Consider the following 26,995-nt stretch of genomic DNA (forward strand, 5'->3'; position numbering starts at 1 on the left):
TTAAAACCATTAATTATGAGAAAAAAGATTATAGCTTCCACATTACTACTGGCTGCAATTGCTGTCCTTGGCCTTTACAGTTGTAGTAACGATGATGATGAGGATACTGGCCGTTTACCTCCGGGCGAAGGCAGTTTAAATTTACCTCCTTTGGACGCACAATTGGTTCAACAAGGTCAAGAAATATTTAGATACGACACTTTTGGAAATGAAACATTTTGGACGGATGTATTACAAATGAATCAAGTTATTGAAACTGCTGTGAGTCCGGCCACTGCTTTAAGTGTCGGGTTAAAAGTCGATGCTGAAGCTTTACCTTCTGCCGTTGTTGAAGCGATTCAAAATGGACAAGTTGATTTAGATGACCCTCAAACTACCTTAGCTCTTTTACAACTTAATGCCGTTGTTGGAGTGCAAGGAGAAGTAAGTGAAAATTCCGACGGCACATTAAAACTAGATAGAATGGGGATTACTTGTGCACTCTGCCATTCAACTGTTGATGATTCTTTTGCCCCAGGCATTGGTAGTCGCCTAGATGGCTGGCCGAATAAGGACTTGGACCCTGGTCTAATTATCTCTTTGTCCCCTGCTTTAACCCAAGCTCAGAAAGATGTTTACACTTCATGGGGGCCTGGAATATACGATCCTAGATTTAGTATTGATGGCTTGAACAACCCAGTCGTTATCCCGCCTGCCTACGGGCTATATGGCTTGCCAAAAGCAATTTTTACTGGAGATGGCGATGTTGAGCACGAACCTGCAGGACCGGTTGCCTATTGGAATAGATATGTGGCGGTAACCCAAATGCGTGGTCATGGCTATTTTGCAGATCCGCGACTTAATTTGGAAGTGGATCACAGAGAAGGTGATGATTTGGTAACCGATAAACTTCCGGCTTTACAAGAATATCAATTTTCACTTTCTCCGCCAACACCTCCAGCTGGTTCTTTTGATATAGCGGCAGCAGAACGAGGAAAGGAACTTTTCTCAGGGAAAGCTGAGTGTGCAACGTGCCATTCGGGACCATTGTTCACAGATGTTATTGATGGAGGAAAGCTACATCCACAAAGTGCTTCCGTAGCAGTGGATAAGGATTATGTTAAACGATCGGCCACCAAAAAATGGAGGGTTACCCCATTAAAAGGTATTTGGCAGCACGCTCCGTATTTCCATGATGGCTCAGCCGCCACTCTAGCTGATGTTGTAGCGAGATACAATAAAGAAAAGAATCTTAATTTGAGTACCGCTGAAAAAGCCGATCTTACAGAGTATCTAAAATCCATATAAGTACTAATTGATGATTTAAGTTTGGTTAGATGTTCTGTTTGTTTTCCAAGCATCTTTTTGGTGAGATAAATTCTTAAAGAATAAATCCCTGAAAAGATGCTTTTTAAGTTATAGGCTATCACTTCTAAAATAAAGGGCGGTTTTATTTACAAAAGTTCGCACCAACAAATTACTGAACCCAAGCTTTTATTATAATGACTCATTGGAACTTAACTTCTTTTTTAACATCTGAGGAAAAAGAAGTAAATGACTGAGTTCAAAAACTGTGTAGCGCTTAATTCCTGTCCATTCTATTTAATGTTTAAGATGAATAAAATAACAAAAATCCTGTTCTCTACTCGAACTATGACCATTCTTTTAATTGTATATGGTATTGCCATGGCTGTTGCCACTTTTATAGAAAATGATTTTGATACTCCTACGGCAAAAGTGTTGGTTTACAACGCTACTTGGTTTGAAATACTAATGCTTTGGTTAATTGTTCTATTTGCTGTAAATATTAAAACTTATAGACTTACCAGAAAAGAAAAGTGGCCGATTTTAATATTTCACTTAGCGTTTATTTTCATATTTATTGGAGGAGCTATTACACGTTTCGTCAGTTTTGAAGGCCAAATGCCAATAAAGGAAGGACAAACCACAAATGAAATAATTAGTGACCTTACTTATTTCAAATTAAATATCAGTGACGGAAATATAACACGTATCTATGACAAGAACCCATATACGATGTCTTATTTTAACTCAAAAGATGTTAGATGGCCATTTAAGAGATCCTATGAACAAAAGTATCGGTTTGACGATAAAGTTGTCTCTTTAAAAACCCTTGATTACATTCCACTTGCTAAAGACTCTCTTCATGTAACTACATCGGGACAAAAAATGCTCAACATCGTATCTATAGGGAATGAAGGTAGAGTGAATAATTATATCATAGAAGGTGAAGTTAAAAATATAGATGGTACAAGCTTTAGTTATAATAGCCCGATTCAAAACGCAGTTCAATTAAAGGAAAAGAATGGGGTTATACTGCTTTCCTTTCCGATGGATGGGCAATATATGTCTATGGAAGGTCAGCAAAAAGGTATTATAACCGATTCTACTTTATTAGAGCGACAATCGGGAGATATACCAGCAAACGAGATTGACACTCTTGATTATAGAACACTATACTCCGTAAATAACACCAATTTTATCATTCCCAAACGTGCTTTCAAGGGAAACATTGTTTATTATACCGGAGACAAAAATAACACCTTGGATAAAAACCTTTTAGACCTTATTAAGGTAGAATTAAAATCGGGAAATGAAACTGATACGCTATTTATAAAAGGAGGAAAAGGTGTTACCGAACTGAGCAAAAATTTAAAAATCAACGGACTAAATGTTTCTTTGGGATTTGGATCTAAAATACTTAAAACTGATTTCGAATTACGCTGTGACGATTTTATACTTGAGCGTTATCCTGGTTCAAACAGTCCCTCTTCATATGAAAGTAAGATTACGGTAATTGATGAAGGTTCACATGAAAAACATCATATTTATATGAATAACGTGATGGATTATAGTGGTTACCGGTTTTTTCAATCAAGTTACTTCCCAGATGAAAGTGGAACCATCCTTTCTGTAAATGCAGATTGGTGGGGAACCAATGTTACCTATTTCGGATATTTTTTATTGTTTATAGGAATGTTTTTTACGCTTTTTTGGAAAGGAACTCATTTCTGGAAATTAAATAATACCTTAAAAAAAATGCATAGAAAAAAATTTACAGTTCTTCTTTTTTTATTTTTTCTTGGAATTGGTGCAGGAACAAATTCTTGTCTAGCCCAGAACACCGAAGGAAAGGAATTACAGGTTGCTGCCCTAGAACAACAAAAAATCGGACCCGATGCTCAGTTTGCGACTCCCGATGAACTTGGATCAAAGAGATCAATTGACCCGAATCATGCCTTAAAATTTGGGCGTCTTTTAGTTCAAGATTTTCGAGGACGAATTAAACCTATAAATACACATGCACTGGAATTACTTAGGAAAATTCATAAAAAGGATAAATACCAAAAAAATCGAGTTACTATATCTCCAGAGCAATGGTTTATCTCCATGCAAATTGATCCCGGATATTGGGCCAACGAACCTTTAATTAAAGTGGGAACTAAAGGAGGAGACAAGTTATTAGGAGAAACCGGCGCCAATACCGAAGGGTTTACTTCATATTCTAATCTTGTTGACCCTGTTACCGGAATTTATAAATTGCAAGAACAAAATAAGATTTCTTTTAATAAAAGAAAAGCCGACCAATCTAAGTATGACCAAGCAGTTATTGAAGTTACCGAACGATTTAACATATTCAGTAATATTGCATTTGGTTACTATACTAATATCATTCCTGTAAAAAATGATCCTAGGCAGACTTGGAGAAGTTGGATTTATAGTTCAGAAAAAAGCCCTATTGAAATTGATGAAACGGCTTATGCACTTCTAACTCCTTATTTCAGTGAAGTAAAAGAAGCCCTGAAAACTAATAATTGGCAAAAAGCAAATGAGGAAATAACAGCCATAAGTGATTTTCAAAAACTCTGGGGTAAAGATATTATACCGTCAACTTCAAAAATAGAATTAGAAATTCTTTATAATCAGGTCAACGTGTTCTTTTGGTTGATGATAGTTTATAGTTTGTTGGGTTTCTTTATGATTATTTTAGGTTTTGCAGAGGTTTTTTCATTAAGATCTAGATACAATCATATAATACGGTCCCTAACTAAAATGCTATTGAGAATAATGGTTTTAGCCTTGGTAATTCAAGCATTTGCTTTAGGGGTGCGTTGGTATCTTTCAGGCCACGCTCCTTGGAGCAATGGTTATGAGGCGATTGTTTTTATTTCAGGGATTGGTGTGCTTTCGGGGCTGTTGCTATATAGAAATCGCAATGCCTTTATTCCTGCTGCCGGAGCTTTAGTGGCAATGATTATGATGGGGTTTGCACATGGTGGATCATTGCTCGATCCACAGATTACCACATTGGAACCGGTATTAAAATCATATTGGCTCATGATCCATGTAGGTGTCATTACTTCTAGTTATGGATTCTTTGGCCTCTCTACAATATTAAGTGCTATTTCATTGATATTATTTACTGCTAAACCCACAAAAAAAATAAAGCACTCAATAAAAGAATTGACTATAGTAAATGAAATGGCTTTGACCGTTGGTGTTTTTACGCTCACTGTAGGTACCTTTCTAGGAGGAATGTGGGCAAATGAAAGCTGGGGAAGATACTGGAGCTGGGACCCCAAAGAGACTTGGGCATTTATATCGGTTATTTTTTATGCCGTAGTGCTTCACTTGAGGTTGGTTCCGAAACTTAGGAGCAAGCTAATATTCAATATAGCCAGTTTATGGGCAATATGGTCAATTATATTTACTTATTTTGGTGTAAATTATTATTTAACTGGATTGCATTCTTATGCTGCGGGTGATCCGATACCAATTCCCACTTGGATATATATTACTGTAGTAGGAATGTTTATCTTATCTTTAGTAGCTCATTATAGAACAAAAAGTCACAGAAAACATTCTAATTAAAAGATGCTTTCTCAAATTTGCATTTAATAGTTTTAAGACCCATAACTCTAGATATCATACAAAATTCATACTTTAAGTCTGAGGCAAATTTTTAATGAATAAAATTTGAGAAAATAAATAATTTAAAATGGTTGATGTTTAGCTCAACCCTTTAAACATCAACTTTGTATATTTTGACAAACCTGTAAATTGTATATTTATACAAAATATTTAATGTTAAAATTTTGTTAATATGTGTAAAATTATTGTTTAACAGGAATTTATATTTATATCTTTGTGTTAGTATATACACAAAAATTGTGAATTGCTTACGTTTTGAATATTTTACCTATTATAGTAGCGGGTTAACAATACCCGCTACTTTTTTTACTTTTATGAATTTTTTCAATTTACATAAAGGTTATTGACAATTAGAATCAAGCAGAACTGATATTAAATCAGAATTATTTTCTATCTCACCTAGAAAAACAGATGTAAGAGTTGTACTTCCCAAATCCTGCACACCTCTGCACGAAATGCAACTATGATTTGCCTTTAAAACAACCCCTACATCTTTTGTTTCAAGTATCAAAGATAGTTCCTGTAAGATTTGCATTGTCAATCGCTCTTGAACTTGTGGCCTACGTGCATAAAAATCGACAATTCGATGAATCTTAGATAATCCAATGACGTAATCTTTTGGCACATAAGCAATATTCGCCTTTCCTTGAATTGGCACGAAATGATGCTCGCAAAAAGAGGTAAAGGGAATGTTCAACTCCACCAAAGGGGTATGATAACCATACTCATTTTTAAATACAGTTATTTTAGGTTTGTTTTTGGGATTTAAGCCTTTAAATACTTCATTTACATACATTTTAGCCACCCTATTTGGCGTATCCTTTATGCTATCATGAGTTAGGTCGAACCCCAATATTTCTATAATATCTTTAAATTTTTCTGTAATTAGCTTAATTTTTAGAGCATCCTGTTTATCAAAAGCATCATCACGTAGTGGGTTTTTAGCCACTGCGTGATGATTTGTTTTTTTTAAACTTTCTTTTACCAAAAGAGTGTTTCCGTTTACTTCCATAAATTAATTTTTGGCTTTTATATAGTTATTCTTAGTTAGTTCTGCGAGTGAAAACGCTCCAATCGCCATTACTATATCTCTCACGGCGACATCTACATAACTCCAGCTAAGAATTAAAGTCAAGGCGATTACCGTTAACCATCCAGAAACCACATAAGCGCCTAATTTTGTTTTTGTTAAAACGAGTATCCCGGCAATAATTTCGACAACACCGATTATCATCATAAATGTAGTAGCTTCAAAAGGGATCATCGCTGCAATTCCTTCAGAAATATATTGCGGCCAATTGGTTAGAAGGTTTGCGAATTTGTCTAATCCTGCAACAATTGGCACTAATCCAAATGTGTATTTTAACAGGGTTTTTACTAACTGTACGTTTGAGTTCATAGTTTTAATTTTTAAAAGTTTATAAGTTTCTCTACCCTTTTGATGCCAGATTTCAAAAAAAGATACAAAAGTTTGTAACTTTCTTTGTTTTTTTTTATCCAAAGTAAAAGACACAAACAAAATGGCAGTTATTGGAACAAAAGATTTTAACAATAAAAAAATTAAAGAAGCTGACATCATACAACGTATTCTCGACGGTGAAAAAGATCTATATGAAATTCTAGTGAGACGAAACAATCAAAAACTATTTCGAGTTATACGAAGTTATTTAAAAGACAAAGCAGAAGTTGAAGATATAATGCAAAACACATATGTGAAAGCATTTCAAAAATTATATCAGTTTAAATTGGCTTCTTCGTTTTCTACTTGGCTCATCCGTATCGGAATTAACGAATCTCTTGCGAGATTGAAAGAAAAAGGAAAATTATACCACCTCGACCAACAATCGGATAGTTTAAGGAATGATAGGATTTTTGAAATTCCAGCAAACAAACAATTAAACCCCCAAGAGAAGATGATACAGATTGAATCAACACAATTATTGGAACATGCCATTGACAGTTTAAGCACAAAATACAAGACCGTTTATATATTGAAAGAAGTGGAAGAAATGAGCTTAAAAGAAGTTGCTGCCATTTTAAATATAACCGTTGCCAACGTGAAGGTACGCTTACACCGCTCAAAAAGAATGCTAAAAGAAAACCTTTATGAAGTAACAAATGATAAAAATGTCTTTGAATTTGGATTTAGCAGTTGCGATAGAATCACCGAGAATGTGATGAAATTGATATGGTAGCGAGCATTAAATCCAGATAAAAGCTTAATAAATTTTTTTAGAAGAACTTCCGTTGTTTAATCCTAAATGTCTCAATACCCAAATAATCAGGAATTACATATAAAGCTTGAATATTATGAAAAATCAACCCGTAAGAATTAAAATTATCGAACACATTACGCACGATGTATTGCGTATTGTTACTGACAAACCAAAAGAGATAGATTTTACACCAGGACAGGCTACCGAAATTTTTATTGATAAAGAGGGTTGGCAAAACGAAGGCAGGCCATTTACTTTTACTTGCTTGCCCACCGATGATCATTTGGAGTTTATAATAAAAACCTATTCCACCCATAAAGGAGTCACGGATAAACTACTTGATTTAAAAATAGGAGATCCGCTTATTGTTAATGATGTTTTTGGAGCCATTGCCTATAAGGGAGAGGGTACATTTATTGCTGGTGGTGCCGGAATAACGCCCTTTGTGTCGATCTTACGAAATTTGAAAGAGCAGAATAAATTAGGGAATAACAGACTTCTTTTTGCGAATAAAACCGAAAAAGATATCATACTTAAAGATGAGTTCAAGGAAATATTGGGCAATAACTTTATCAATATTCTTTCCGATGAAAAAACGGAAGATTATGCGTATGGAAAGATATCGGAAGATTTCATTAAAAAGAATGCCAACATATTAAACTTCTTTTATGTATGTGGCCCACCACCTATGATGGATGCTGTGGAAAAACAATTAAAACAATTGAAAGTGGACAAGAAAAAAATTGTGACCGAAGAGTTTTAATTTTTTTTGCTTATTACCAAATCTAATTTATAACCCGGAAAGTAAACAAGAAAGTTTGGACAAACACTTTAATACATGCTTTGCAAACATTAAGGTAATACGCTTATTAACGAGATTGCTATATATGGTCTTTAAATCTTAAAAAAAATTATTACCAACTAAGATATATTTTTTAAAATAAAGCTCAGCATATTATAAGTCAACACAGTATGAGAAACACACTTTTATTTATATTGTTACTATTACTATTTTCTTGTAAGAAGATATCGGAAGAATCGATTCGAATAGCAGAAGCCGATGACATGACTAAAGAAATGAATAGTTTTTCTCAAGAAATTCAAAAAAAATACGATAATGACAGCCTAATTTACCCAGAAGAAAAACACTTTAAGTCGCTTAGACAGGTAACGTTTGGCGGTGACAATGCCGAAGCCTACTGGAGTTTTGATGATAAGCAGTTGGTGTTTCAATCCAATTTTGAAGGTTGGGGCGTTGGTTGTGACCAAATGTTTTTGATGGATGCCGATGAAACGTTTAAAGACAAACAACCGCCTATGGTCAGCACCGGAAAAGGTCGGACGACTTGCGCCTATTTTATGCCCGACAACAAACACATTGTGTATGCCTCAACGCATTTAAAAGATGAAGAATGTCCTGAAGTTCCGCTGCGCAACAACGGAAAATACGTGTGGCCAGTCTATGACAGTTTCGATATTTTCGTAGCAGATCTTGAAGGAAATATCACTGCACAGCTAACAGACGAACCCGGTTATGATGCCGAAGCAACCGTTTCACCTAAAGGAGATAAAATTGTATTTACCAGTGATCGAAGTGGTGATCTGGAACTATATACCATGAACCTGGACGGAAGCGGGGTAAAACAAATCACCGATGAATTAGGCTACGATGGCGGTGCTTTCTTTTCGCCAGATGGCAGCAAACTTATTTTCCGCTCTTCCCGCCCAAAAACTGATTCCGAAATTAAAGAATACAAAGATTTATTGGCAAAAGGTCTCGTACAGCCCACCGAAATGGAACTCTATATTTGCAATGCCGACGGTAGCGATCTGCGTCAATTGACCAATCTTGGAAATGCCAATTGGGCACCGTTTTTTCATCCCAGCGGCGAGAAAATACTTTTCAGCAGTAATTTTGAAGCAGAACGTGGCTTTCCGTTCAATTTATATTTAATCGATATCGATGGAAAGAACCTCGAAAGGGTTACGCATGGTAAAACTTTTGATGCCTTTCCGGTTTTCTCAAACGATGGGAAACACTTGATTTTTTCATCCAATAGGAACAACGGCGGCACCCGCGATACCAACTTGTTTATTGCAGAGTGGCAAGATTGATTCTTCACGAGCGAAAGATTATTCTTTATTGAGATTATCATAATTAGCAATAGCTTAAAAAATGGAACAATAAAGCATTGTTGAATTCAGTAAGCAACCAATTTAAAAACAACGATCGTATTAATAAACCCAAAATTATTTTTAAATGAAAAAATCAACCAAAACCCTTTTAATTGTTATAATTTCATTCGGAGTATATTTTATATTAGATGATATGTACTTCAAGTCTCTAAGGGAATTAATATTTGAATTCACAAATCATGTTGGTGTAAGCCATATAATAACATATTTAATTTCTGGAATACCTCTTATATTGGGAACTATACTTATTTCTCATAAATCAGGTTTTTTTAAAAGCTTGGGATTAAATAAATCGATTTTTAGAGCATTTTTATTTTCTTTAATTTGCACTTTGCCTATGTATATCGGGTTCAGTTTTATTTTTGACATCAATACCGATATTTCGATTAATACGTTATTAATTTCAGTGCTTTCTGCAGGTTTTTTTGAAGAGCTATTTTTTAGGGGGTTTTTATTCGGTTTGATCTTTAGAAAAACAAAGCTAGGATTCATTCCATCCGTATTCTTTGGTGCTGTTTATTTTGGACTATTACACCTATATCAAAGTACAGAATTAGCAGAATCAATAGGTATTTTCTTAATCACATTTTTGGGGGGTATTATATTTGCTTGGGTGTATACCGAATGGAAATTCAATATTTGGATTCCGATTTTTCTGCACATGCTTATGAATTTATCATGGGAGCTGTTCTCGGTCAGTGAAAATGCACTGGGCAGTCTTTATTCAAATATTTTTCGATTTGTGACCATAGGTTTAATAATTGGGTTGACTGTGGCTTTAAAGCGACAAAATGAGCTAAAACTTGAAATAAATAAAAGAAACTTGTTGAGAAAAAAGTAACTTAATGGAATGTAGCTTATTAAACATTCTGTTAGTAAGGCACACCGTAACCCATGTTTCTTTTTGATTCTCGCCATACTAATGCATTGCCGTAATCAAACTTTTAGTCCATTTTTGTGAAAAACCCTGCATTTATATAACGATACCCTTTATTCACAGCTGAATTAAACAGATAGGTCTTTTAATTTGTCCTTCAATAACTGAATGAGAATATCAATTTCTTTTCTATGGGTTCTAAAGGATAAAATAGCCGCGCGTAAAGTAAATTGGTTGTTAAGTATGGTTGAGGAAATAAAAATACGCCCATCTTCAAGTATGTGGTCCAATAGGGCTGTATTTAATAAATCATTATCACGATCATTAAAATTGTACCTGAAAGCGATAATAGTAAGAGCGGGTTCGCAAACAATTGTGAATCCTAATTCTAATAAATTTTTATGCAAATACCTTGTGAGCCTTAACTTTTCTTCAAGATAATCAGAAAAAACTTTAGTTCCGTATAGTTTTAAAGGAAGCCACATACGTAACCCCCGAAAATGTTTACTCAACTCAGGAGACAGGTCGGCTGGAGAATAATGCGTTTCTTTCACGGCATCTTGCATATAATTTGCTGAGTATTTATTGGCATCGAGTAAATGGTTTATGTCTTTTACTAATACCATACCGGAACCATACGGTATAAACATTCCTTTATGTGGGTCTAGAATTACTGAATCAGCTATTTCTAAATCTTGTAATTTATCTTTACCATAATCGGTCAAAGTAAAAAAGCCTCCATAGGCGGCATCTACATGAAACCAAATCGAATTAAGTTTACAAATGGCACCAAGGTCTTTAAGTGGGTCAATGGCGCCAACATCGGTAGAACCTGCATTAGCAATTAGTAAAAACGGAGTCAAACCATCATTGATGTCTTTTTCTACTTGAGATTCGAAATCAGAAGAAGATAACCTGAAATCATTGTCCAATGGTATTTGGCGAACAATACATTCTTCCAAACCAACAATATTAATCGCTTTATAAATGCTATGATGTGCTTGCTGAGAACAATAAATTACACTTTTTATAATATTCTTAGAGGTAATACTTTTGGCTTTCTTAGCGGTCGATAATGCAATTAAATTAGCAATACTTCCACCGGAGGTTAGGTTTCCTCCAAATCCTTTGGAATATCCTATCAAATTGCCACACCAATTTATAAGCGCATCTTCCATTCTTACCGCTCCAGGTGAAGCGTAGAAGACACCGGCATATCTATTGGTCACTGCGGCCAGATAATCGCCGAGAGCTGAGCTATAGAGTCCTCCGCCCGGAATATACCCCAAGTGTCCGCCTGAAGCAGGATTTAAACCAGTATTGACAACACGATCTTTGATTAAATCAAGTATTTTATTCAGCTTTAGAGTGCTTTCTCCAATTTCAAATAAATCGTCTTCTATTGTTTTATTGTGAGTGTTATTGTGAAAAGCTTTTCTTTCATCGATTTCATGCACAAACTCATTAGCAAATTCTAAAATCGCCTTATCAATTTCATTTCGTTTTTGTTGATTTTCTTCCAGATAGAAATCTCTTTCAGAATAGAGTTTTTTCTCTTTTTTTGTACTCATAAATAATGTATGATAAATTCGAATATACATTTTTTGTAAAAGATGGCCCCATTTTTCGGGTTTTAAAAGTTATACCCAGTTTGGATTTGGCTTTTTTTAGCTCCTAATTGTATCAAATATTGCCTAACATCCCCTTCAAATTTTTTTGGGCCGCAGATATAAAAATGTTGATTTAAATTTTTAATATGTTCTTTAAGGAAAAGAAAGTCAATTCTACCAGATATCATATTCCGCGCTTTGGAAGAACTCAATATATCAATATAATTTTTGCCAAAGATCCGATTTAGTTCTGATTTAAAAAGAATGTCTTTCTTTCTTTTGTTAGCATATATTAATCTGTGATCTTTTAAAACTGCACCAGATCTCACCAGTGATTTTAACATGGTGACAAAAGGCATTATCCCAGTTCCTGCCGCTATAAAAACGCCTCTACCCTTGTATTTATAAGTGTCCCAAGGTTCAGTTATTTGTAAAACTGCACCAGATTTTAATGATGCTAAGCCATAAGACAAACTATCTTTGTGTGGACTTATCTTGATATAAAGCTCTAAAAAGGAATGGTCATTTGTATTTGTTATTGTAAAGGGGGCTACGGCAAGTTCATATCCTTTTTGGTCAATACTCAAATCAATAGCCTGCCCGGGGGTAAATGTATATCCGTAAGGTTTCTCTATTTGAAAACGGATTACATTGTGATTGATTTCTTTCTTATGCAAGACCTTGGCCCGGTAAGGAAAAATAAAACCACTCATACTATAATCTGCTTTTGTTCACCTATTGGATTGAAAAATCGAGGTTTGGTTACATTTTTATACAATAATTTTGTAGCTACTTTTTTAGAAATATATAACACGGCCTTGGTTATCATTTCTTTCTTTATGAATGAAACTGAGGAGATGTTATTAATAGAATGTATAACACGTGAAACATATTTTATTTCCTTTCATCTTGCTTCTTGTTTTGGTTGCTTGTTCCGAAACTCCAGAAAAACCGATTATCGAAATCACTGGGATTGATAACACTATAAAACCTGGAGATAATTTTTTTAGATACGTCAATGCTGAATGGTATGATTCAATACCAATTCCAACTACTCAGGCTGGCGTTGGAGCCTACATGTTTATGAATTATCCACAGCGAATTAAGTTACAAGGTATATTGGATAGTATTTTTCATAGTCAAAATCCTGATGGAAGTATTGAACAAAAAGTAGGCGATTTTTTACGCATCGGGAATGGATACCCTAACCATTGAAAAGCGTGGTTATGACCCAATAAAACCAATACTAAGAGAGATTGATAGCATTACCGATATTCGATCTTTAATGGGTTTTGTGATTAATGAAATCAAAGTTAATAATGGTTCCCCCTATTAGTTTTACATATTGGACCTGATAATAAAAACAGTAAAATAAACATAGCCAATGCATACCAAACGGATATTGGTTTGCCAGATCGCGATTATTTTAATACCGATTCGTCAACGGTGATCATACAAGAAGCTTACAGAATGTATTTGACAAGGTTATTTGAACTTGTTGGGAGTAGTTCAGAACAAGCTAAATTAAATGCCCAAAAGGTATACGAAATTGACAAAGAAATTGCAAGTTCCCACAGAACGAGAGTCGAATTAAGAGATGTGAAGGCTAATTATAACAAAATAGCTATTAGAGACTTAGACGTTAAACACCCTAATATTGGTTGGAGTCGTTTACTGAAAGATTTATACGCCCAAACTGATTCCATCAATGTTGGACAGCCTACATATTATGATAAACTGAACGAGCTTTTAAAAACCGTTTCAATTCAAGACTGGAAAGTCTATCTGAAAGCAAAATCTCTTATCAATTACTCGAATGCCTTGAGCAAAGCCTTTGTGGATGCTTCGTTTGAATATGATAAAATAATTTCTGGCCAAGCTGTGCAAAAATCACGGGGTGAAAAAATGGCAAGTGCTGTTGATCAAAACTTAGGTGAAGCTTTGGGTCAATCATATGTTAAACGATATTTCTCCGAGGAGGCAAAAATGCGTATGTTGGACCTAGTGAATAATATCCAAAAGGCCTATGCCACGAGAATTGACAAATTGGAATGGATGAGCGATAGTACTAAACAAAAAGCAAAAGAAAAACTGTTTGCCATTACCAAAAAAATTGGATATCCCGATAAATGGAAAGATTACAGCAACGTTCATATAGCAAGAGACACCTATTTTGAGAATTTGGTTTCAGCCAACGCCACAGCTTTTCAACGCAATTTCGATAAATTGGGAAAATCTGTAGATAAAACTGAATGGTTTACGACTCCTTCAACTGTGACTGCATACAACAACCCTACTGCTAATGAAATTGTTTTTCCTGCTGGCATTTTACAACCTCCTTATTTTGATAATAATGCCGATGATGCCCTTAACTACGGTGGCATTGGAATGGTAATTGGGCACGAATTAACTCACACTTTTGACGATCAAGGAGCACAATTTGATAAGGAAGGAAATGTGAAAAACTGGTGGACTGAAGAGGACTATAAAAAGTTTAAATCGAAAATACAACAAGTGATCGATCAGTACAGTGAATTTACAGTTTTGGATTCCCTTCGTATCAATGGAGCTATGACCGTAGGTGAAAATACAGCAGATATTGCTGGAATAGCAGTGGCTTATGATGCTTTTAAAATGACACAACAAGGACAAGACACTACTAAATTAGGGGATTTTAGTCCAGACCAACGTTTTTTCTTGTCAATAGCTAAAATATGGCGAGTAAAGATGAAGGATGAGTTTTTACGTTTGTGGATCAATAATAACTCACACTCTCCACCAATGTGGCGAGTCAATGGGCCTTTAATGAACACTACACCATTTTACCATGCGTTCAATGTTCAGCCTGAGGACAGAATGTATTTACCTGAAGAAGAAAGAATCACTATTTGGTAACTATTAAGGATTCGACTAATAAATATCGATAACCTTTGAAAAACCCAAAATTTAATAAAAATGAAAAGCAAGGCTTTTCCTTGCTTTGTGTGTTTATATTAATAAGCTTTCTTCCCCAACAAACGATGCGGCAATGAAATACGGGTTTTTGGCATTATATGAAGCACTAAAAAATGGATATCTCCGGAAGGAACTGGGGCATCATTTTAAATCAGTTCCTAACGATCTATGAAAAAAGGGTCAGGCTTTAAAAAAGTCCAACCCCTGTTATTTTAAACTTACACACTTGGCGGGATAGTGTCATAAAATAAAAAAATTAGCATCTCTTTCGCATCCTTATGCCGAAAATAATATTCTTTCTTATCAACCGGCTGAGAGATTTTCTCTATTACATCATAAGTCAAATTCACGAATTCTTCATCTGTGAGTGCCTTTATTCTTTTAAAAACATGATTGCTCTGTTTTAAATCTTCAAAAATTTGAAGTAATTTTTTTTGAGATTCGTAGGTGAGTAGTTATGGCGGTCATTGGAAATACACTCGTGTATATAACAGTCAATGTCTATTCGATTTTTTGAAAAATTAGCAATAGCCTTCTTCTGGTTCATCCTTATATCTATCATAATTTTTACTTAATATATGATATATTTCAAAAAGTTTATTACACGTCAATTCTTCAACATTTCAAAATTTTATGCAGCTCTCTTTATAGTATTAACTTCTCCTTTTTCAAATGACCACTCCAACACCTTCTTTCCCATTTTTTTCGGTGGCACGGATTTAATGTCTTTTACCTCTAAGGTCACCCGAATGTTTTGATTAGCAAAGTGCTCAATTATTTCTGCTTGCAAGTTGGCACTATCTTGTAGGTCCGAGAAGTAGATGGCATCGAATTGGGTAAAATAAAACTTCGATTTTTTTGGCACAAGCCTGTTAAAGATCGAGGCTTCAGTATTCTGCAAGACAGATGCGAGGCTGAAATCTTTATTTTGGTGAATAGTGCTCAATGACTTCCAGCAGTTTGGGTAAAGATGTCTGAAATACTTGTTTATTTGTGTAGTAGTCTTCCATCCAAAAAAAAGGTACTTATAAATAGCCACTTTGACTTTATTTCTATCCATACCCTTGAGACCTTCAAATTGTTCGTACATATGTCCGTTTTCACAATCTTGGACATACTTATCATCGACGGGCATGTCGTTCTTTCTCAAATAGAGAGCCAGTAAGAGTGGTTGGCAGTTAACTACATCAATTCCTGTGAAATCTATATTATAAAATCTCCTGGCAACCTTGCTCACGTTAGTGAATGAATGATATATGCGATCTACTTTTTTACCTTTTTTTATAAAACGTTTTTGGGTGGTATAGAAAATACGGCTAATCCGAATTTTCATCCTATGGTCATTGATTCCCATATGATAACAGTGTTCCAACTCAGCCTTGACCGCATCCGCAATATTAATCTCCAACTTTTTAAGGGTCTTTTTGTATTTGGCGGGCACTTTGAGGTTTTTATGTACATGAAATCTTCTATCTTTTTTCCTATCGAAATCATCTATCCAGATTAAGGCAAAATCTGTCTTTTTAAGGTAGGATTGTAGCACACAATACCTCTTTGTATATGTTTTATCATTTTTTTCATTTGAATAGCGGTAGTAGTTCCCATTCTCATAGGGAACTGCTTTTATTATCTCTTCGTCTTCTAATATTTTTAGAAATTTTTTGTACGTATCTCGACTGAAATGACTTATAAGTTCAGTTGTGCCTATTGGCAAAATATATTTTTCAGGAGAATCCTTTATAGAGTTTAATTTAATGTCCACTTCGGCAAGAAAGTCTAAGATTTTCTTGATACAGTAATTTTTCTTTTTTAAAGGGTAATCATTTCTGTTCATTAAGCCAGATACAACTGAAAGGCTAGATATGTAACACGCTTGGTTTATTTTCATTCTATTAACCACAACTTCGTCATCGAATAGACTTTCCCCGTTAAATAGACCTTTATTTTTGAAAGGCTTGATTATTATCTGACTGTGTTTCATCCGTGTTTATTATTTTAGTTATATATAAAGCTGAAACTCCTCCCTTTACTTATTTCTTTATTTTTTCGGTCAAATGCATCAACTACTGGTATAGTCAGTAACTGTCAATTTGTTTTAAATAGAATTATTAATTTTTCGGGAAGTGCATCTACGGGCGCTCAGCCAAGAGGGCTTCGCTAGGAAGTAAAATAAATTGGTGCTCTGGATGGTTGAAATCTAAAGGCGTTAGTGGTACCAGTGATACAAGTTGAGTCTATACACAAGCAATTTACAGAACAGAAACACCACAAGGAACACATATTAATTTATAGAACAACAATAGACTCTATGTTTACTTTTTTTATCGGTAATCTCTGGCAAACCTTATAAACAGACGGATTTCCTGCACACTTTCTCAGTTAGAATTAATTGTGATAATATTTTAACATTTTTTAACTAAACAAATGAGTTTCAGTCTATATAAGAGTTAAATAATACAATCAAAAAACTCAAAAAAGTACTACTATGAAAACAAGAAACTTTAAAGATATAGCCGCTATTACGTTACCGGAATATGTTATTGAAAGGATTGAAGAGTTAATGTATTTCGAGGATGAAATTTATAAAGAATTAGGCATGTTAGAATGGGAAAGAATGAATGGATATGAGCTGCTGGAGTATGCTATAATTTATCCTGATTATGGTGATTCTGATGAAGGGATTTGTGAAGATTTTTTTGAAATGTTTGATGCAAAAAAATGTGGCTATCTGGACGATTGGAAAGAAAAAAAAATGGACCAACTGAGAGAGGACAATCCTCAACTTTATAAGGCGGTTATGACAAAAAAACATAGGTTAAACGAAATCAATGATTTGTTGGATGAAAAAGAAGGGTAACTCTTGGATGAGAGTGAGCTTATAATAAAATATTTTTAGCTAATTGAGCATTTCTAAAAGGTATATTTTATATGAATTCGACCCCATCAATCTCTTCCATCAACCTACCGGTTTCTAATAAAGCTTTTATTATTTTTCGGTAATGTTCAATGTCTTCCATAGTTAGCTCACGGCCTTTTCGGTCTTTGAGCCACTTTTGCGCGGGTTGGTAGCCACCTATATAAAACTCCCAAGCCACCTTGGGCACTTGGTCAAAATATTGCTGGTCATTTATCCATACTCTACCTTTTATATCATCGATAGGTATATAGCCCGGACTGGTCTTGGTTAATTTTCTAGAAATAATATTATCGCCACTAGCTGGGTAGGTTACTGGGCTTTTTTCCAATGCTGCGTGCTTCATTAAATGAATACCTCGCAACTCGCTACCTAATCGCACCAATTCCCAAAACACATCAACATCTTTTGGCCACGGCACCCGTGGAAAGTCTGTTTTTAAAAACTCTTTGTACCGCTCTCGGTACGTAGGGCTGTGCAACACAGCATAGATATAATCCAGAATGTCCAGCGGTGTAAAATATTCTTTTTTCGATTTAGATTTCAATTTCGATTTTTCAGGAATATCCCAACCACTGTAGGCATCTTCACCTTGTTCCCGTAATTGCAAGGCTTCCTCTAACCGGGTGAAGTCGTGGTCGGGTAAAAACGGTAAAGCCAAACCTTCTGCAAATTGTTGTACAAGGATACGGTCTAGATTAGGTGTTCGATGCTTTAAATTGTAAGAATATAGTTGACTTGCATAACTGCCATCATATGGAGTTACAATTTTATGTTGCGCTAATGGTAGTGATGTTGTAAAAATTGAAAATTTTTCTTTTGTTTGCCTAGTATAACAAAGTGCAACATTTTCATAAAGTAAATCATTATTCAATTCTGGCCTATAATAATCATAAGCATAATTCCCGTACATCATAAACCTTTCGTCAAAAAGTCTATATGTTGCTAAGTGTATTTGACTTTTATTTCTGGCTTCTTCCCTTGCATCACTTATTTTCCAATCTCTATTAGATTTAATATTAAATTTATTAAATAAATCTGTTTCACTATTATCTATAGAGACAAATTCTTTTATTTTGACAGCAGCTTCTTCTTTTGTAAAGCTTACGGCAAAATTATCTCTATGACTATTTGGTCCAAGAAGTGAAATTACAAATAATTCAGATATAGAGACGAAACCTGAGTATTCATCCATCAACTCAAAATCCATAGATATCATAAAATAGTCTGGCGCCACTTTGCGTAATTTCTCAAAATCGATCTCAGCAATACGATTATTTTCCAAAAAATTATATTTATCCTTTCGTCTCCCGTATAAGTCGTAGTGAAACACCTGGCCTAATTCATTTTTTTTCTTCTGCCCTGTTTTTACAAAAAGATTGATACTTACGCCTTGTTGTATGTCAAAAACATTATCGTCTTTCCCACCATCGGGTGTGGTTTCCTTCTTTTTGGCATTGCCGTGTAGGTCTATGGTGTAAATCTTGTCAAAAGTTTTCAATAAATGCCAGCGCATGCCTCTAAAGGTGGGATTGTCTAAAAAACCATGTGGGTTAATATAGGCTACTACACCCTCGTCCGTCTTTTTTATCATGTTTTCAGCAAAGCGAATAAATTTTACGTAATCATCATTTAGCCACTTGCTGTTGCGCTCTTGTAATTTCTGTTTCCCACCTGGTTCTTTTTTATAGGCCTTCATCAACTCCATAATATATTTGCCCTTATTGGCACTTTCTCCACTATAGGGCGGATTGCCCAATAACACCATTACAGGCGTTTGGGTTTTTATACGGTTGGCTTCTTGTGATTCAATTGCTAATGCTTGATTCCAAAAAAGATTTGGAACTTCCCGTATACCTGGCTCTAAGGTGTTGGTAAGAAAAATATTAAAACGGTCTTGGGTATAACCTGCACCTTCTTTGGCAAAAAGCCCGTCACGCTGTGTCACAAATTTGCTGGTATGGCTATACCCTGTCTCCTGTAATAACAAATCCAACTTTAAATGTGCCATGGCGTAGCTAGCCATTAAAATTTCAAATCCGTTTAGGCGAGGGATTAAATCTTGGTTAACATATTGCGGCCAGAGCCCTTCCATTCCTTCAAAACTTTGATAAATATGGCGTACCACTTGTGCCAAAAATGTACCTGTCCCCGTAGCAGGGTCTAAAATTTGTACTCGGTGCACATTTTTTTTGGTTTTTCGCTTTTTGGTTTTTGTACGATTATCGGTATTATCGGTATCTACTTCTATTTCAATTTTACTTTTATCGGCCAAACCCCTGTTCAGGTTGAATTCTTCTTTTAGAATATCATCTACCGCTCTAACAATAAACTGCACTACCGGAAGGGGTGTGTAATAAACCCCACGTTCCACGCGTAAATCGGGGTCATAATCTTTTAAGAAATCTTCATAAAAATGGATGATGGGATCTTGCGTTCGAGTGTTTTTCCCAAAATTATGAAGAATGCCTTCTACATCGGTCGCACGAAAGACCTCAGCCAGGCCATCAATAATCCAACTAAGACGGGTGTCCAAATCATAACCTGCTATATAATGAAATAGTTTTCGTAAAAAAGGGTTGGTCTTGGGTATAAGCTCTGCCGCTTCCTGTCGGTTAAAAGTTTTTAATGTTGGGTCTTTACTTCGGGCAGCAAACATACCGTAGGCTATGGTTTGCGCATATAAATCAGCGAATTGTTCAGGGCTTATGTCACGTATCAACAATTCTTTAAAACTGGTATATTGCTGTTGCAGCTCAGTTTCTGGATTGTGTTCATCGGCAATATCTTCCCGTAACGACCGAGCAAACACCTCTTTAAGCAACCTGGCCTTACTGGCCATTAAATGACTTAGTTTTTTTGGCGAACGAATGGTCTGGGCAATATGCTCAGGAAAGTCCTTGATTAGTGCCTTAAATTCCCCATACGCTTCGGAATTAGCTGTGATCTCATTGGTAAGTGGATCTAGACAAGCTAAATGAATTGTTTTAATGTGATTTCCGTCTTGATATAATCTGAATTCAAGATAATTGGTGATTATTAAATTTTGCAGACCATTTTTGTAACGCGAAAATTGTTTATTATAAATTGGGTCATCCAAACTTTTGTCAACGTCTTTGGCTTCTATATAGCCCCTACCAATAGTTTCTTTGGTTATAATAAAATCGGGAGCACCAACTGCACTACGCTTGGGTTCGTTTGTAATTTCAAAACTTGGTAAAAGGGTTTCCAATAATTGTTGAAGATCGCCACGGTAACTATGTTCTGTAGAAATACCACTTGCAAAACGGCTTTGAACAGTGGAAAGGTATTGTTGAATAGTCATGAAATATTCTTCTGTTGGTTATTACAGGGAGTTCTTCAAATATAAATATTATTTGTTGGAAATAACTCGGTGGTTATTCTGATTAAACGTATTCTTCAAGAAGTTCATCTATAAAAAGCAGCCGCAATAAATCAGGAAAAAGAAATTCTAAAACATCATCAATATCTGAGCTTACGAATTCTAAAGTCATATCTATAGTATCATTATCTCTCTTAATTGCATAAATATTGTCTGAATTAAACTTGAAATAAAAAGATTTTGTAATTATCGTAGATGTTCCAGTGGTTTTCCTCTTTCCAACAATTACATCTAGGTTTTTCTTATAATCGATATCAAAGTAGTCTAAAAATTTTTGTGTGGTTTCAACCCATATGTCCATTTGTGTCATGTAGTATATATAATTTTAGTGACAATACTTCAGACGGTATAAAAAGGAAGGGGAATGGAAAGGCATCGTCATAGGATTAAAAAAATGTTCAGCAAATGTTCTACTCTTAAATGAGCAATCTTGTAAAGATTCTAAAATATTAATAATATAACCTTGCTTAGAATCAGTGAAATAAGCTAAGTAAAGAGTTTTTTTCTTTTCTCGTAGCCTCGCCAAGAATCGAACTTGGATCTAAAGTTTAGGAAACTTCTATTCTATCCATTGAACTACGAGGCCGTTTGATTGCAAAAATAACATTACTTTTTTTTATCCCAATACACATAAGCCCCAAAAATAACCAAACATACCAAAGAGCCCCATAACAGCCCGCTTTTGAGGCTTTCGGTATTTTGACCCACGATCGCTACAAACAAGGTCAACGGGGCGATGCCCAACATCGTGGCACCAATGAACCGCCAATAGCCCATTTTTAGGATTCCAGCGACAAAGCTAATGGCATCGTTAGACAAAAAAGGGTTGATACGGGTAATTACCACAGCCCAAAACCCGTAATCTTCTATAAAATTTTCTATTTTCTGTTCGGTTTTGCGGCCTATTAGTTGTTCTACCCACAACTGTCCCAAATACCGACCAATGACATACCCAACCGAAGATGCTGTAAACACCGATACAAATATGATTAAGCTTCCCCACACTGGACCGTAAGCCAATACCGAAACCACCATCAACGCTAAGGTAGGAATGACGATCAAAAACATCTGGACTACCATTGCCAGTACGAGTACCACCGGCCCCAGCCAACCAAAACCGGACACCCACTCTTCAATGCGTTTTTCATCGTTGCTGGTAAGCACGTTCCAGGCTTCGTTGAAGAATTGCTCCACCGATGGTACTGTAAAGTAACAGATTACCAATGTTGATAGCAGCGCAATTGATATGTATATGGGCAATCGCCCTTTGTTTTTCGAAAATTCCGTATCGCTATTGCTCATGCCGTCAATTAGGTTATTGTTTTAACGTAACTTTTAAAATACTGGGAGGGCCGCCCGTAGCCTCGTTCGATATGTACAATGTGCCATCTGGGGCAAAAGTAATGCCTTCAGGTTGGTAAAATACGGCGTTGTTAAGTGGGTATTCCTTTTTTACGGTTCCATTTTGCTTAACGATCAAAATCTTGGGCTTTGTACCTTGCAACACGTAGATTTCGTTGGTTTTGGGATGGATAGCGATATCTGCCGGACGTATTTTTTTTATTGATTTCTGCAGTTCGTGATCTCTGGCAGTTAACAACAATACAGGTTTTTGGCGTAAGGTTTTCGTGGCGAGGTCATAGGCATAGATCCCTCGCCCGTCGTTGCCGAAGGGTTCGTGGTCTTTGGCCATGAGCAACAGCCTGTTGTTTTCTGCATCGCCCAAAAGGGTTTCGATATTGTTCTTTTCAGAAAGGGGCAGGTTGTATTGATTGAAAACAGGGTCTTTAGATTTATAATCGAGGATTTCGAAAATTTCGCCATCGCTTCGGGCCACGTATATGTTGTCGCCCATAAGTGCTACGCCTTCATAATCGCCATCACCGCCAAATTTTACCTGCCCGTCCAGTTTTTTTGTGTTCAGGCTATAAAAAAACACAATGCCCACTTCATCTTGTATACAAGCTATACGACCATCTTCCAGCCACACAATACCTGAAATTTCATCAAGGACACTGGGCAGTTTCCAGCTCTCGACAACCTCGTGGGTAGAATCCAAGGCCACTTGTTTGCGCTCGATGCGGGTTTTGTAAAAGTGGTAAAACAAAAATGAAACACCTATTATCAATATAGCAAGTGCTGCCACTATTTTGTTCATATGCTTGTTCATAAGTTTCGGTTTTTTAAGGTTTTTAATCCCAATAAGGGATTTCTGTTACTTGCCCTTTTAAATCTACTACCTTTTTTAGGTCTTTAAAAGATTTTTCCATTTCAATTTGATAGTATTTTTTACGTTTAAGGTAAAGAACTTCCAACTCATCAATTTCAGCATTTGGATACCTTATGGATATAGAATCCTGTACCGTCTTGGGAAGTTGATCTTTGGACAGTTCATATTTATACATCAAAATGTTGCCTCTGCCATCCAGTTTTACTTTGTAATCCACATCGGCATCATTTTCAAATTCAACGATGTAATATTCGGCTGTTTTTTCCCATTCCCTATCATTGGTATTCGGAAACCCTAACTTTAAGGCATTGACGACAATGGAAGGGACATCCCTCTCGGCAACATCATATTCGCACCCCAAGCTTATAAAAGCGATAAGTATTAAAAAAAGTGTTTGTTTCATATTTTCTAAACCCATTACGTTAAATATCGATTTTAAAACTGTAAAGAAATAGGAATTTAGAACGTTACTTTAAAATGCTGGATGTCTCTTTCATAAAAATAATGCAACCTATATCCATATTTTTCGGCAATGGCTTTTGAAATGGCCAATCCCAGACCGGTGGACGAACTGGAAGCATCTTTTTTATAAAACCTTGAAAACAACCTTTCGGTATCTAAGGTTTTTGCTTCTGAAATGTTCTGCACAGTTACCGAAGTCTTATCTATTTCAATTGAAACCTTTGTACCGGGCTTTCCGTGCGACACCGCATTTTTAATAAGGTTTGTGAAAAGAACAATGGCCAAATCCATGTTTATATCAATAACCAAATGCGAATGTTCGCTCACGTTGATCGCCATGTTTTTGTGGGCGGCAATGTCAGTAAAATCGGCAACGCACTTTTGTATCAGTTTAGGGATGCTCACGGGTTCTTGCGCCGTAAACTGGTTATTATCTATTTTTGAAAGCAACAACAACGATTTGTTTAAGCGGGTAAGACGTTCTAAATTCTCCAAGGCCGAAACCAGTTTTGCCGCCTGTTGTTCCTTTAGGTCGTTTTCTTCCAAAACCAACTCTATTCTATTTATGGTTATGGCGAGTGGCGTTTGCAGTTCGTGGGCGGCATTTTCAATAAATTGTTTTTGGTCGTTGTAACGTTGTTTCGATTTTTCGAGCAGTTTTTCCACTTGAGTGTTCAGCAGTGAAAATTCTTCTATATTGGTAGGTTGAAATTCAATGTTCCCGTCTTTTTCAATATTAAACGTCTTTAACTGTGCCATCAACCTGTAAAATGGCTTCCAAACGTTTCTTAAAAACACGTTGTTGAGTAATAAGATACTGAGCAAGAGTACGACATAGAGCACAATCAAGTAGATGAGGAGGTTGTGCAGTTGGTCGTCTTCTTCCACCATGGAAGTAACTATTTTTATTTTGTAGTATTCGTCATCTTGTTTAAAAACACTCTCCAGCAAACGTACAGGCTCAAACTCTTCTTCGTTTTGCATATACATCAAGGTGTCGCGGTATTGGTCTTTAAAATTGTTGATTTCTGAAAAAGGGACTTTTTTTATGGTATAGCCACTTTCGTTGAATTTGGGCTTGTCGAGAACAGCGGGGTTGTTGGCGGCATACTGCATGACCAACATTTTCTGGTTTTCCAGGCCATCGTCCAAACTATCGTAAATCTCGTCGAACATGGCGTAATAAAACAACACGGCCCAGATGGAGATGAGCACCAACAGCAGGATGGAAAAATAGGTGGTGGTGTAATTCAATAGTTTCATACCACTTCCAGTTTATAGCCCATTTCATACACCGATTTTATGGTAATATCCGCATTGTTAGTTTCCAGTTTTTTGCGCAGGTTTTTAATTTGCGAGTAAATAAAGTCGAAACTATCTGCCTGGTCTATGCGATCGCCCCAAACGTGTTCGGCCAACGCGGCCTTGCGCACCAATCTGTTTTTGTTTGAAACAAGGTACAACAGCACATCGAATTTTTTTCGGTTCAGGTCAATTTCAGTGGTGTCTATAGTTACTCGGCGGGTTTCGGGATTTACGGCCAGATTGCCCATTTCCACATCGCTTTTCCCTTCAAACTGGTTGCGGCGCACGATGGCCTTTATGCGTGCATTGAGCTCGGCCATGTGGAACGGTTTGGGCAGGTAGTCGTCGGCACCCAGTTTCAACCCTTGCAGTTTATCGTCCAACGCGTCTTTTGCCGAAACGATAATGACCGAATCACGCAGGCCCAGTTTCTTTGTTTCTTTCAGTAGGTCGAGCCCGTTGCCATCGGGAAGGCCAATATCCAGCAAGATGCAATCGTAACTATAGACCCCAATTTTATCGCGGGCCTGAACATAATTGCTGGCGGTTTCCACCACATACGCTTCTTTTTCTAACGATTCCTGTATATTCTCAAGCATATCCTGCTCGTCTTCCACAATCAAAATTTTCATTCCAGTTGAATTTACCGTTAAAAATACAGTTGAAACTGTAAAGAAGTGGGAATTTCCGGCTATTTCTTTTCAGAAAAGATAGTGGAGGTTGCTTTCTTGGTATCATTTTTTTCCATTCCAAATTCTTTACAGTTTTAGGTAGTTCATTTGTACCAAACTTAAAAAAGAAAGATTATGAAAATTTTAAATTTAGTATTGGCTGCCTTGTTTGCAACCACAATCGCAACCGCACAGGATTTACAGCAAAGTGCCGTGCCCAGCACCTTGATCGCTAATTTCCAAAAAGAATATCCTAACGCTACCGATGTGGAATGGGAAAAGGAAATGGACCATTACAAAGTGGAATTTGACGAAGGAAACTTTGAACACGAGATATGGTACTCCGCTTCTGGAGCCATGGTTAAAATGGAGCAGGACATCAGCAAGAACATGTTGCCTTCTGCCGTAACTAATGCTATTAAGAACAGCTACTCCAGCTACCGCATAGACGATTGCGAAAAACTGACCGAAAACAACGAAACCACGTACAAAGTGGAATTGGAAAAATGGACAGATGAAAAGGAAGTTGTTTTTGACGAAGCCGGAACCGTGGTAAAAGAGTGGAACGATAACTAAAAAAACCACTTTTAGCAGCATTTAAAAACCTTACAGGAAAGCTGTGAGGTTTTTTGTTATGGTTCGTTATAGTTTAACTTCTGAAATCTTAGTGGCGGGACGCTCACGCTTGCGGAATATAAAAAACAAAAAAAGCCCTGATACGCAGGGCTTTCGAATCAGCTCCTCCAGCTGGACTCGAACCAGCGACACCCTGATTAATCCCGTAGCTACGGGACTCTAACCAACTGAGCTAATTTGCCCGTAGGTCGAAACCCCGGGTCGATCAATTTCTCGATCAATGTTCTGCTTTTTTGCTTCTTCAACCAACGCTCCAATGTCAAAGCCTCAACTCTGGTCTGCCCTACTTTAAATATGGCTTTGAGTTGCCAAGGCCTATGCTTGCTTGTAAAAGTTGTCTTATCCTGATGATTGTGGTTTTTGAAGCGTTCCCAAGGATCTTCGCTCGAACCGATGTAATAGATGTGCGATGTCTCCGAATAAAGAATATAAAGGGGATCAAGTCCAAAAGTTGGGTCTAAAGTGAAAAATAGTTTTCTTTGCGGATAAATATTTTCCAATGAATAAAGAGACTGATTTACCCCTGCTAAGCTTAATCCTTCCTGAAGGTTTACTAACTTACTTTACCATTGTTGGGTTTGATAAAAA

Annotated in this window: 23 protein-coding genes, 1 tRNA gene and 1 pseudogene; 11 read left to right on the forward strand and 14 right to left on the reverse strand. The window is 36.2% G+C overall.

Annotated features, from left to right (window positions below; genetic code table 11):
• The first annotated feature begins 15 nt into the window (after positions 1-15).
• On the forward strand, positions 16-1,287 hold the full coding sequence (locus DDV96_RS14905; protein ID WP_116695586.1) for a c-type cytochrome: 1,272 nt from the start codon (positions 16-18) through the stop codon (positions 1,285-1,287).
• Positions 1,288-1,533: 246 nt separating this feature from the next.
• Complete coding sequence (gene ccsA, locus DDV96_RS14910) at positions 1,534-4,872, forward strand: cytochrome c biogenesis protein (protein WP_240607749.1); 3,339 nt, start codon at positions 1,534-1,536, stop codon at positions 4,870-4,872.
• Between the two features lie 400 nt (positions 4,873-5,272).
• Here the strand turns inward: ccsA and folE are convergent, their stop codons facing one another.
• Together folE and DDV96_RS14920 are read right to left on the reverse strand one after the other, a co-directional pair.
• Positions 5,273-5,944, reverse strand: coding sequence for a GTP cyclohydrolase I FolE (folE, locus tag DDV96_RS14915; RefSeq protein ID WP_116695587.1), 672 nt, complete (start codon positions 5,942-5,944; stop codon positions 5,273-5,275).
• A gap of 3 nt (positions 5,945-5,947) precedes the next feature.
• A complete protein-coding gene (locus DDV96_RS14920) occupies positions 5,948-6,433 on the reverse strand; it encodes a hypothetical protein (RefSeq protein ID WP_317045975.1) in 486 nt (161 codons plus the stop codon).
• Positions 6,434-6,452: 19 nt separating this feature from the next.
• Between DDV96_RS14920 and DDV96_RS14925 the strand changes: the two genes are divergently transcribed.
• The 4 genes from DDV96_RS14925 to DDV96_RS14940 all read left to right on the forward strand — a co-directional run bounded on the left by DDV96_RS14925 (position 6,453) and on the right by DDV96_RS14940 (position 10,185).
• The gene (locus tag DDV96_RS14925; RefSeq protein WP_116695588.1) at positions 6,453-7,127 is read left to right on the forward strand and encodes an RNA polymerase sigma factor; all 675 of its coding nucleotides are present in this window, start codon (positions 6,453-6,455) and stop codon (positions 7,125-7,127) included.
• 115 nt (positions 7,128-7,242) lie between these two features.
• On the forward strand, positions 7,243-7,911 hold the full coding sequence (locus tag DDV96_RS14930) for a ferredoxin reductase domain-containing protein (protein WP_116695589.1): 669 nt from the start codon (positions 7,243-7,245) through the stop codon (positions 7,909-7,911).
• Positions 7,912-8,213: 302 nt separating this feature from the next.
• The gene (locus DDV96_RS14935) at positions 8,214-9,263 is read left to right on the forward strand and encodes a TolB family protein (protein ID WP_394340137.1); all 1,050 of its coding nucleotides are present in this window, start codon (positions 8,214-8,216) and stop codon (positions 9,261-9,263) included.
• Between the two features lie 145 nt (positions 9,264-9,408).
• Positions 9,409-10,185, forward strand: a complete 777-nt coding sequence (locus tag DDV96_RS14940; RefSeq protein ID WP_116695591.1) for a CPBP family intramembrane glutamic endopeptidase — start codon at positions 9,409-9,411, stop codon at positions 10,183-10,185.
• A 164-nt stretch (positions 10,186-10,349) separates the two neighbouring features.
• Here the strand turns inward: DDV96_RS14940 and DDV96_RS14945 are convergent, their stop codons facing one another.
• Positions 10,350-11,792 (reverse strand): pyridoxal phosphate-dependent decarboxylase family protein, encoded by a 1,443-nt coding sequence (locus DDV96_RS14945; protein WP_116695592.1) that lies wholly within the window; start codon positions 11,790-11,792, stop codon positions 10,350-10,352.
• Positions 11,793-11,854: 62 nt separating this feature from the next.
• Complete coding sequence (locus DDV96_RS14950) at positions 11,855-12,544, reverse strand: FAD-binding oxidoreductase (RefSeq protein ID WP_116695593.1); 690 nt, start codon at positions 12,542-12,544, stop codon at positions 11,855-11,857.
• 169 nt (positions 12,545-12,713) lie between these two features.
• On the opposite strand from DDV96_RS14950, the gene DDV96_RS16050 reads away from it, so the two are divergent.
• The 3 genes and pseudogenes from DDV96_RS16050 to DDV96_RS16250 form a co-directional block, all read left to right on the forward strand.
• A complete protein-coding gene (locus DDV96_RS16050) occupies positions 12,714-13,046 on the forward strand; it encodes a M13 family metallopeptidase (protein ID WP_240607750.1) in 333 nt (110 codons plus the stop codon).
• A 129-nt stretch (positions 13,047-13,175) separates the two neighbouring features.
• Positions 13,176-14,726 (forward strand): M13 family metallopeptidase, encoded by a 1,551-nt coding sequence (locus DDV96_RS16215; protein ID WP_394340138.1) that lies wholly within the window; start codon positions 13,176-13,178, stop codon positions 14,724-14,726.
• Between the two features lie 100 nt (positions 14,727-14,826).
• Positions 14,827-14,977 (forward strand): annotated as a pseudogene (locus DDV96_RS16250) (IS256 family transposase); the annotation flags it as partial.
• Positions 14,978-15,417: 440 nt separating this feature from the next.
• On the opposite strand, the gene DDV96_RS14960 reads toward DDV96_RS16250, so the two are convergent.
• Positions 15,418-16,767 carry a hypothetical protein gene (locus DDV96_RS14960; protein WP_116695594.1) on the reverse strand — a complete coding sequence of 450 codons (1,350 nt, stop codon included), beginning with the start codon at positions 16,765-16,767 and terminating at the stop codon, positions 15,418-15,420.
• 504 nt (positions 16,768-17,271) lie between these two features.
• On the opposite strand from DDV96_RS14960, the gene DDV96_RS14965 reads away from it, so the two are divergent.
• Complete coding sequence (locus tag DDV96_RS14965; protein WP_116695595.1) at positions 17,272-17,643, forward strand: hypothetical protein; 372 nt, start codon at positions 17,272-17,274, stop codon at positions 17,641-17,643.
• 67 nt (positions 17,644-17,710) lie between these two features.
• Here DDV96_RS14965 and DDV96_RS14970 read toward each other — a convergent pair whose 3' ends face one another.
• From DDV96_RS14970 to DDV96_RS15005, 8 genes are all read right to left on the reverse strand, one after another.
• Positions 17,711-21,025: a type ISP restriction/modification enzyme gene (locus tag DDV96_RS14970; RefSeq protein WP_116695596.1), complete on the reverse strand. Its 3,315-nt coding sequence runs from the start codon at positions 21,023-21,025 to the stop codon at positions 17,711-17,713.
• 82 nt (positions 21,026-21,107) lie between these two features.
• On the reverse strand, positions 21,108-21,413 hold the full coding sequence (locus DDV96_RS14975; RefSeq protein ID WP_116695597.1) for a hypothetical protein: 306 nt from the start codon (positions 21,411-21,413) through the stop codon (positions 21,108-21,110).
• A 204-nt stretch (positions 21,414-21,617) separates the two neighbouring features.
• Positions 21,618-21,689, reverse strand: a tRNA-Arg gene (locus DDV96_RS14980).
• Between the two features lie 20 nt (positions 21,690-21,709).
• A complete protein-coding gene (locus tag DDV96_RS14985; protein ID WP_116695598.1) occupies positions 21,710-22,405 on the reverse strand; it encodes a TVP38/TMEM64 family protein in 696 nt (231 codons plus the stop codon).
• 13 nt (positions 22,406-22,418) lie between these two features.
• A complete protein-coding gene (locus DDV96_RS14990) occupies positions 22,419-23,273 on the reverse strand; it encodes an SdiA-regulated domain-containing protein (protein WP_116695599.1) in 855 nt (284 codons plus the stop codon).
• A 22-nt stretch (positions 23,274-23,295) separates the two neighbouring features.
• Positions 23,296-23,736 carry a PepSY-like domain-containing protein gene (locus DDV96_RS14995; protein WP_165806023.1) on the reverse strand — a complete coding sequence of 147 codons (441 nt, stop codon included), beginning with the start codon at positions 23,734-23,736 and terminating at the stop codon, positions 23,296-23,298.
• Positions 23,737-23,792: 56 nt separating this feature from the next.
• Complete coding sequence (locus DDV96_RS15000) at positions 23,793-25,058, reverse strand: sensor histidine kinase (RefSeq protein ID WP_116695601.1); 1,266 nt, start codon at positions 25,056-25,058, stop codon at positions 23,793-23,795.
• A complete protein-coding gene (locus tag DDV96_RS15005) occupies positions 25,055-25,732 on the reverse strand; it encodes a response regulator transcription factor (RefSeq protein WP_116695602.1) in 678 nt (225 codons plus the stop codon). The genes DDV96_RS15000 and DDV96_RS15005 overlap by 4 nt, the downstream gene beginning before the upstream one ends.
• 174 nt (positions 25,733-25,906) lie before the next feature.
• On the opposite strand from DDV96_RS15005, the gene DDV96_RS15010 reads away from it, so the two are divergent.
• The gene (locus DDV96_RS15010; protein ID WP_116695603.1) at positions 25,907-26,347 is read left to right on the forward strand and encodes a PepSY-like domain-containing protein; all 441 of its coding nucleotides are present in this window, start codon (positions 25,907-25,909) and stop codon (positions 26,345-26,347) included.
• Between the two features lie 209 nt (positions 26,348-26,556).
• Here DDV96_RS15010 and DDV96_RS15015 read toward each other — a convergent pair whose 3' ends face one another.
• The gene (locus tag DDV96_RS15015; protein ID WP_240607751.1) at positions 26,557-26,907 is read right to left on the reverse strand and encodes a GIY-YIG nuclease family protein; all 351 of its coding nucleotides are present in this window, start codon (positions 26,905-26,907) and stop codon (positions 26,557-26,559) included.
• Between the last annotated feature and the right edge of the window lie 88 nt (positions 26,908-26,995).

This window comes from Marixanthomonas spongiae, from assembly GCF_003095375.1.
GTDB classification, from domain to species: Bacteria; Bacteroidota; Bacteroidia; order Flavobacteriales; family Flavobacteriaceae; genus Marixanthomonas; species Marixanthomonas spongiae.

What these genes read in the sequence shown, in the direction of transcription:
- DDV96_RS14905 (WP_116695586.1), top strand. Translation starts at nt 16, where the DNA reads ATGAGAAAAAAGATTATAGCTTCCACATTACTACTGGCTGCAATTGCT.
- ccsA (WP_240607749.1), top strand. Translation starts at nt 1,534, where the DNA reads ATGACTGAGTTCAAAAACTGTGTAGCGCTTAATTCCTGTCCATTCTAT.
- folE (WP_116695587.1), bottom strand. Translation starts at nt 5,944, where the DNA reads ATGGAAGTAAACGGAAACACTCTTTTGGTAAAAGAAAGTTTAAAAAAA.
- DDV96_RS14925 (WP_116695588.1), top strand. Translation starts at nt 6,453, where the DNA reads ATGGCAGTTATTGGAACAAAAGATTTTAACAATAAAAAAATTAAAGAA.
- DDV96_RS14930 (WP_116695589.1), top strand. Translation starts at nt 7,243, where the DNA reads ATGAAAAATCAACCCGTAAGAATTAAAATTATCGAACACATTACGCAC.
- DDV96_RS14935 (WP_394340137.1), top strand. Translation starts at nt 8,214, where the DNA reads ATGACTAAAGAAATGAATAGTTTTTCTCAAGAAATTCAAAAAAAATAC.
- DDV96_RS14940 (WP_116695591.1), top strand. Translation starts at nt 9,409, where the DNA reads ATGAAAAAATCAACCAAAACCCTTTTAATTGTTATAATTTCATTCGGA.
- DDV96_RS14945 (WP_116695592.1), bottom strand. Translation starts at nt 11,792, where the DNA reads ATGAGTACAAAAAAAGAGAAAAAACTCTATTCTGAAAGAGATTTCTAT.
- DDV96_RS14950 (WP_116695593.1), bottom strand. Translation starts at nt 12,544, where the DNA reads ATGAGTGGTTTTATTTTTCCTTACCGGGCCAAGGTCTTGCATAAGAAA.
- DDV96_RS14960 (WP_116695594.1), bottom strand. Translation starts at nt 16,767, where the DNA reads ATGAAACACAGTCAGATAATAATCAAGCCTTTCAAAAATAAAGGTCTA.
- DDV96_RS14965 (WP_116695595.1), top strand. Translation starts at nt 17,272, where the DNA reads ATGAAAACAAGAAACTTTAAAGATATAGCCGCTATTACGTTACCGGAA.
- DDV96_RS14970 (WP_116695596.1), bottom strand. Translation starts at nt 21,025, where the DNA reads ATGACTATTCAACAATACCTTTCCACTGTTCAAAGCCGTTTTGCAAGT.
- DDV96_RS14975 (WP_116695597.1), bottom strand. Translation starts at nt 21,413, where the DNA reads ATGACACAAATGGACATATGGGTTGAAACCACACAAAAATTTTTAGAC.
- DDV96_RS14985 (WP_116695598.1), bottom strand. Translation starts at nt 22,405, where the DNA reads ATGAGCAATAGCGATACGGAATTTTCGAAAAACAAAGGGCGATTGCCC.
- DDV96_RS14990 (WP_116695599.1), bottom strand. Translation starts at nt 23,273, where the DNA reads ATGAACAAGCATATGAACAAAATAGTGGCAGCACTTGCTATATTGATA.
- DDV96_RS14995 (WP_165806023.1), bottom strand. Translation starts at nt 23,736, where the DNA reads ATGAAACAAACACTTTTTTTAATACTTATCGCTTTTATAAGCTTGGGG.
- DDV96_RS15000 (WP_116695601.1), bottom strand. Translation starts at nt 25,058, where the DNA reads ATGAAACTATTGAATTACACCACCACCTATTTTTCCATCCTGCTGTTG.
- DDV96_RS15005 (WP_116695602.1), bottom strand. Translation starts at nt 25,732, where the DNA reads ATGAAAATTTTGATTGTGGAAGACGAGCAGGATATGCTTGAGAATATA.
- DDV96_RS15010 (WP_116695603.1), top strand. Translation starts at nt 25,907, where the DNA reads ATGAAAATTTTAAATTTAGTATTGGCTGCCTTGTTTGCAACCACAATC.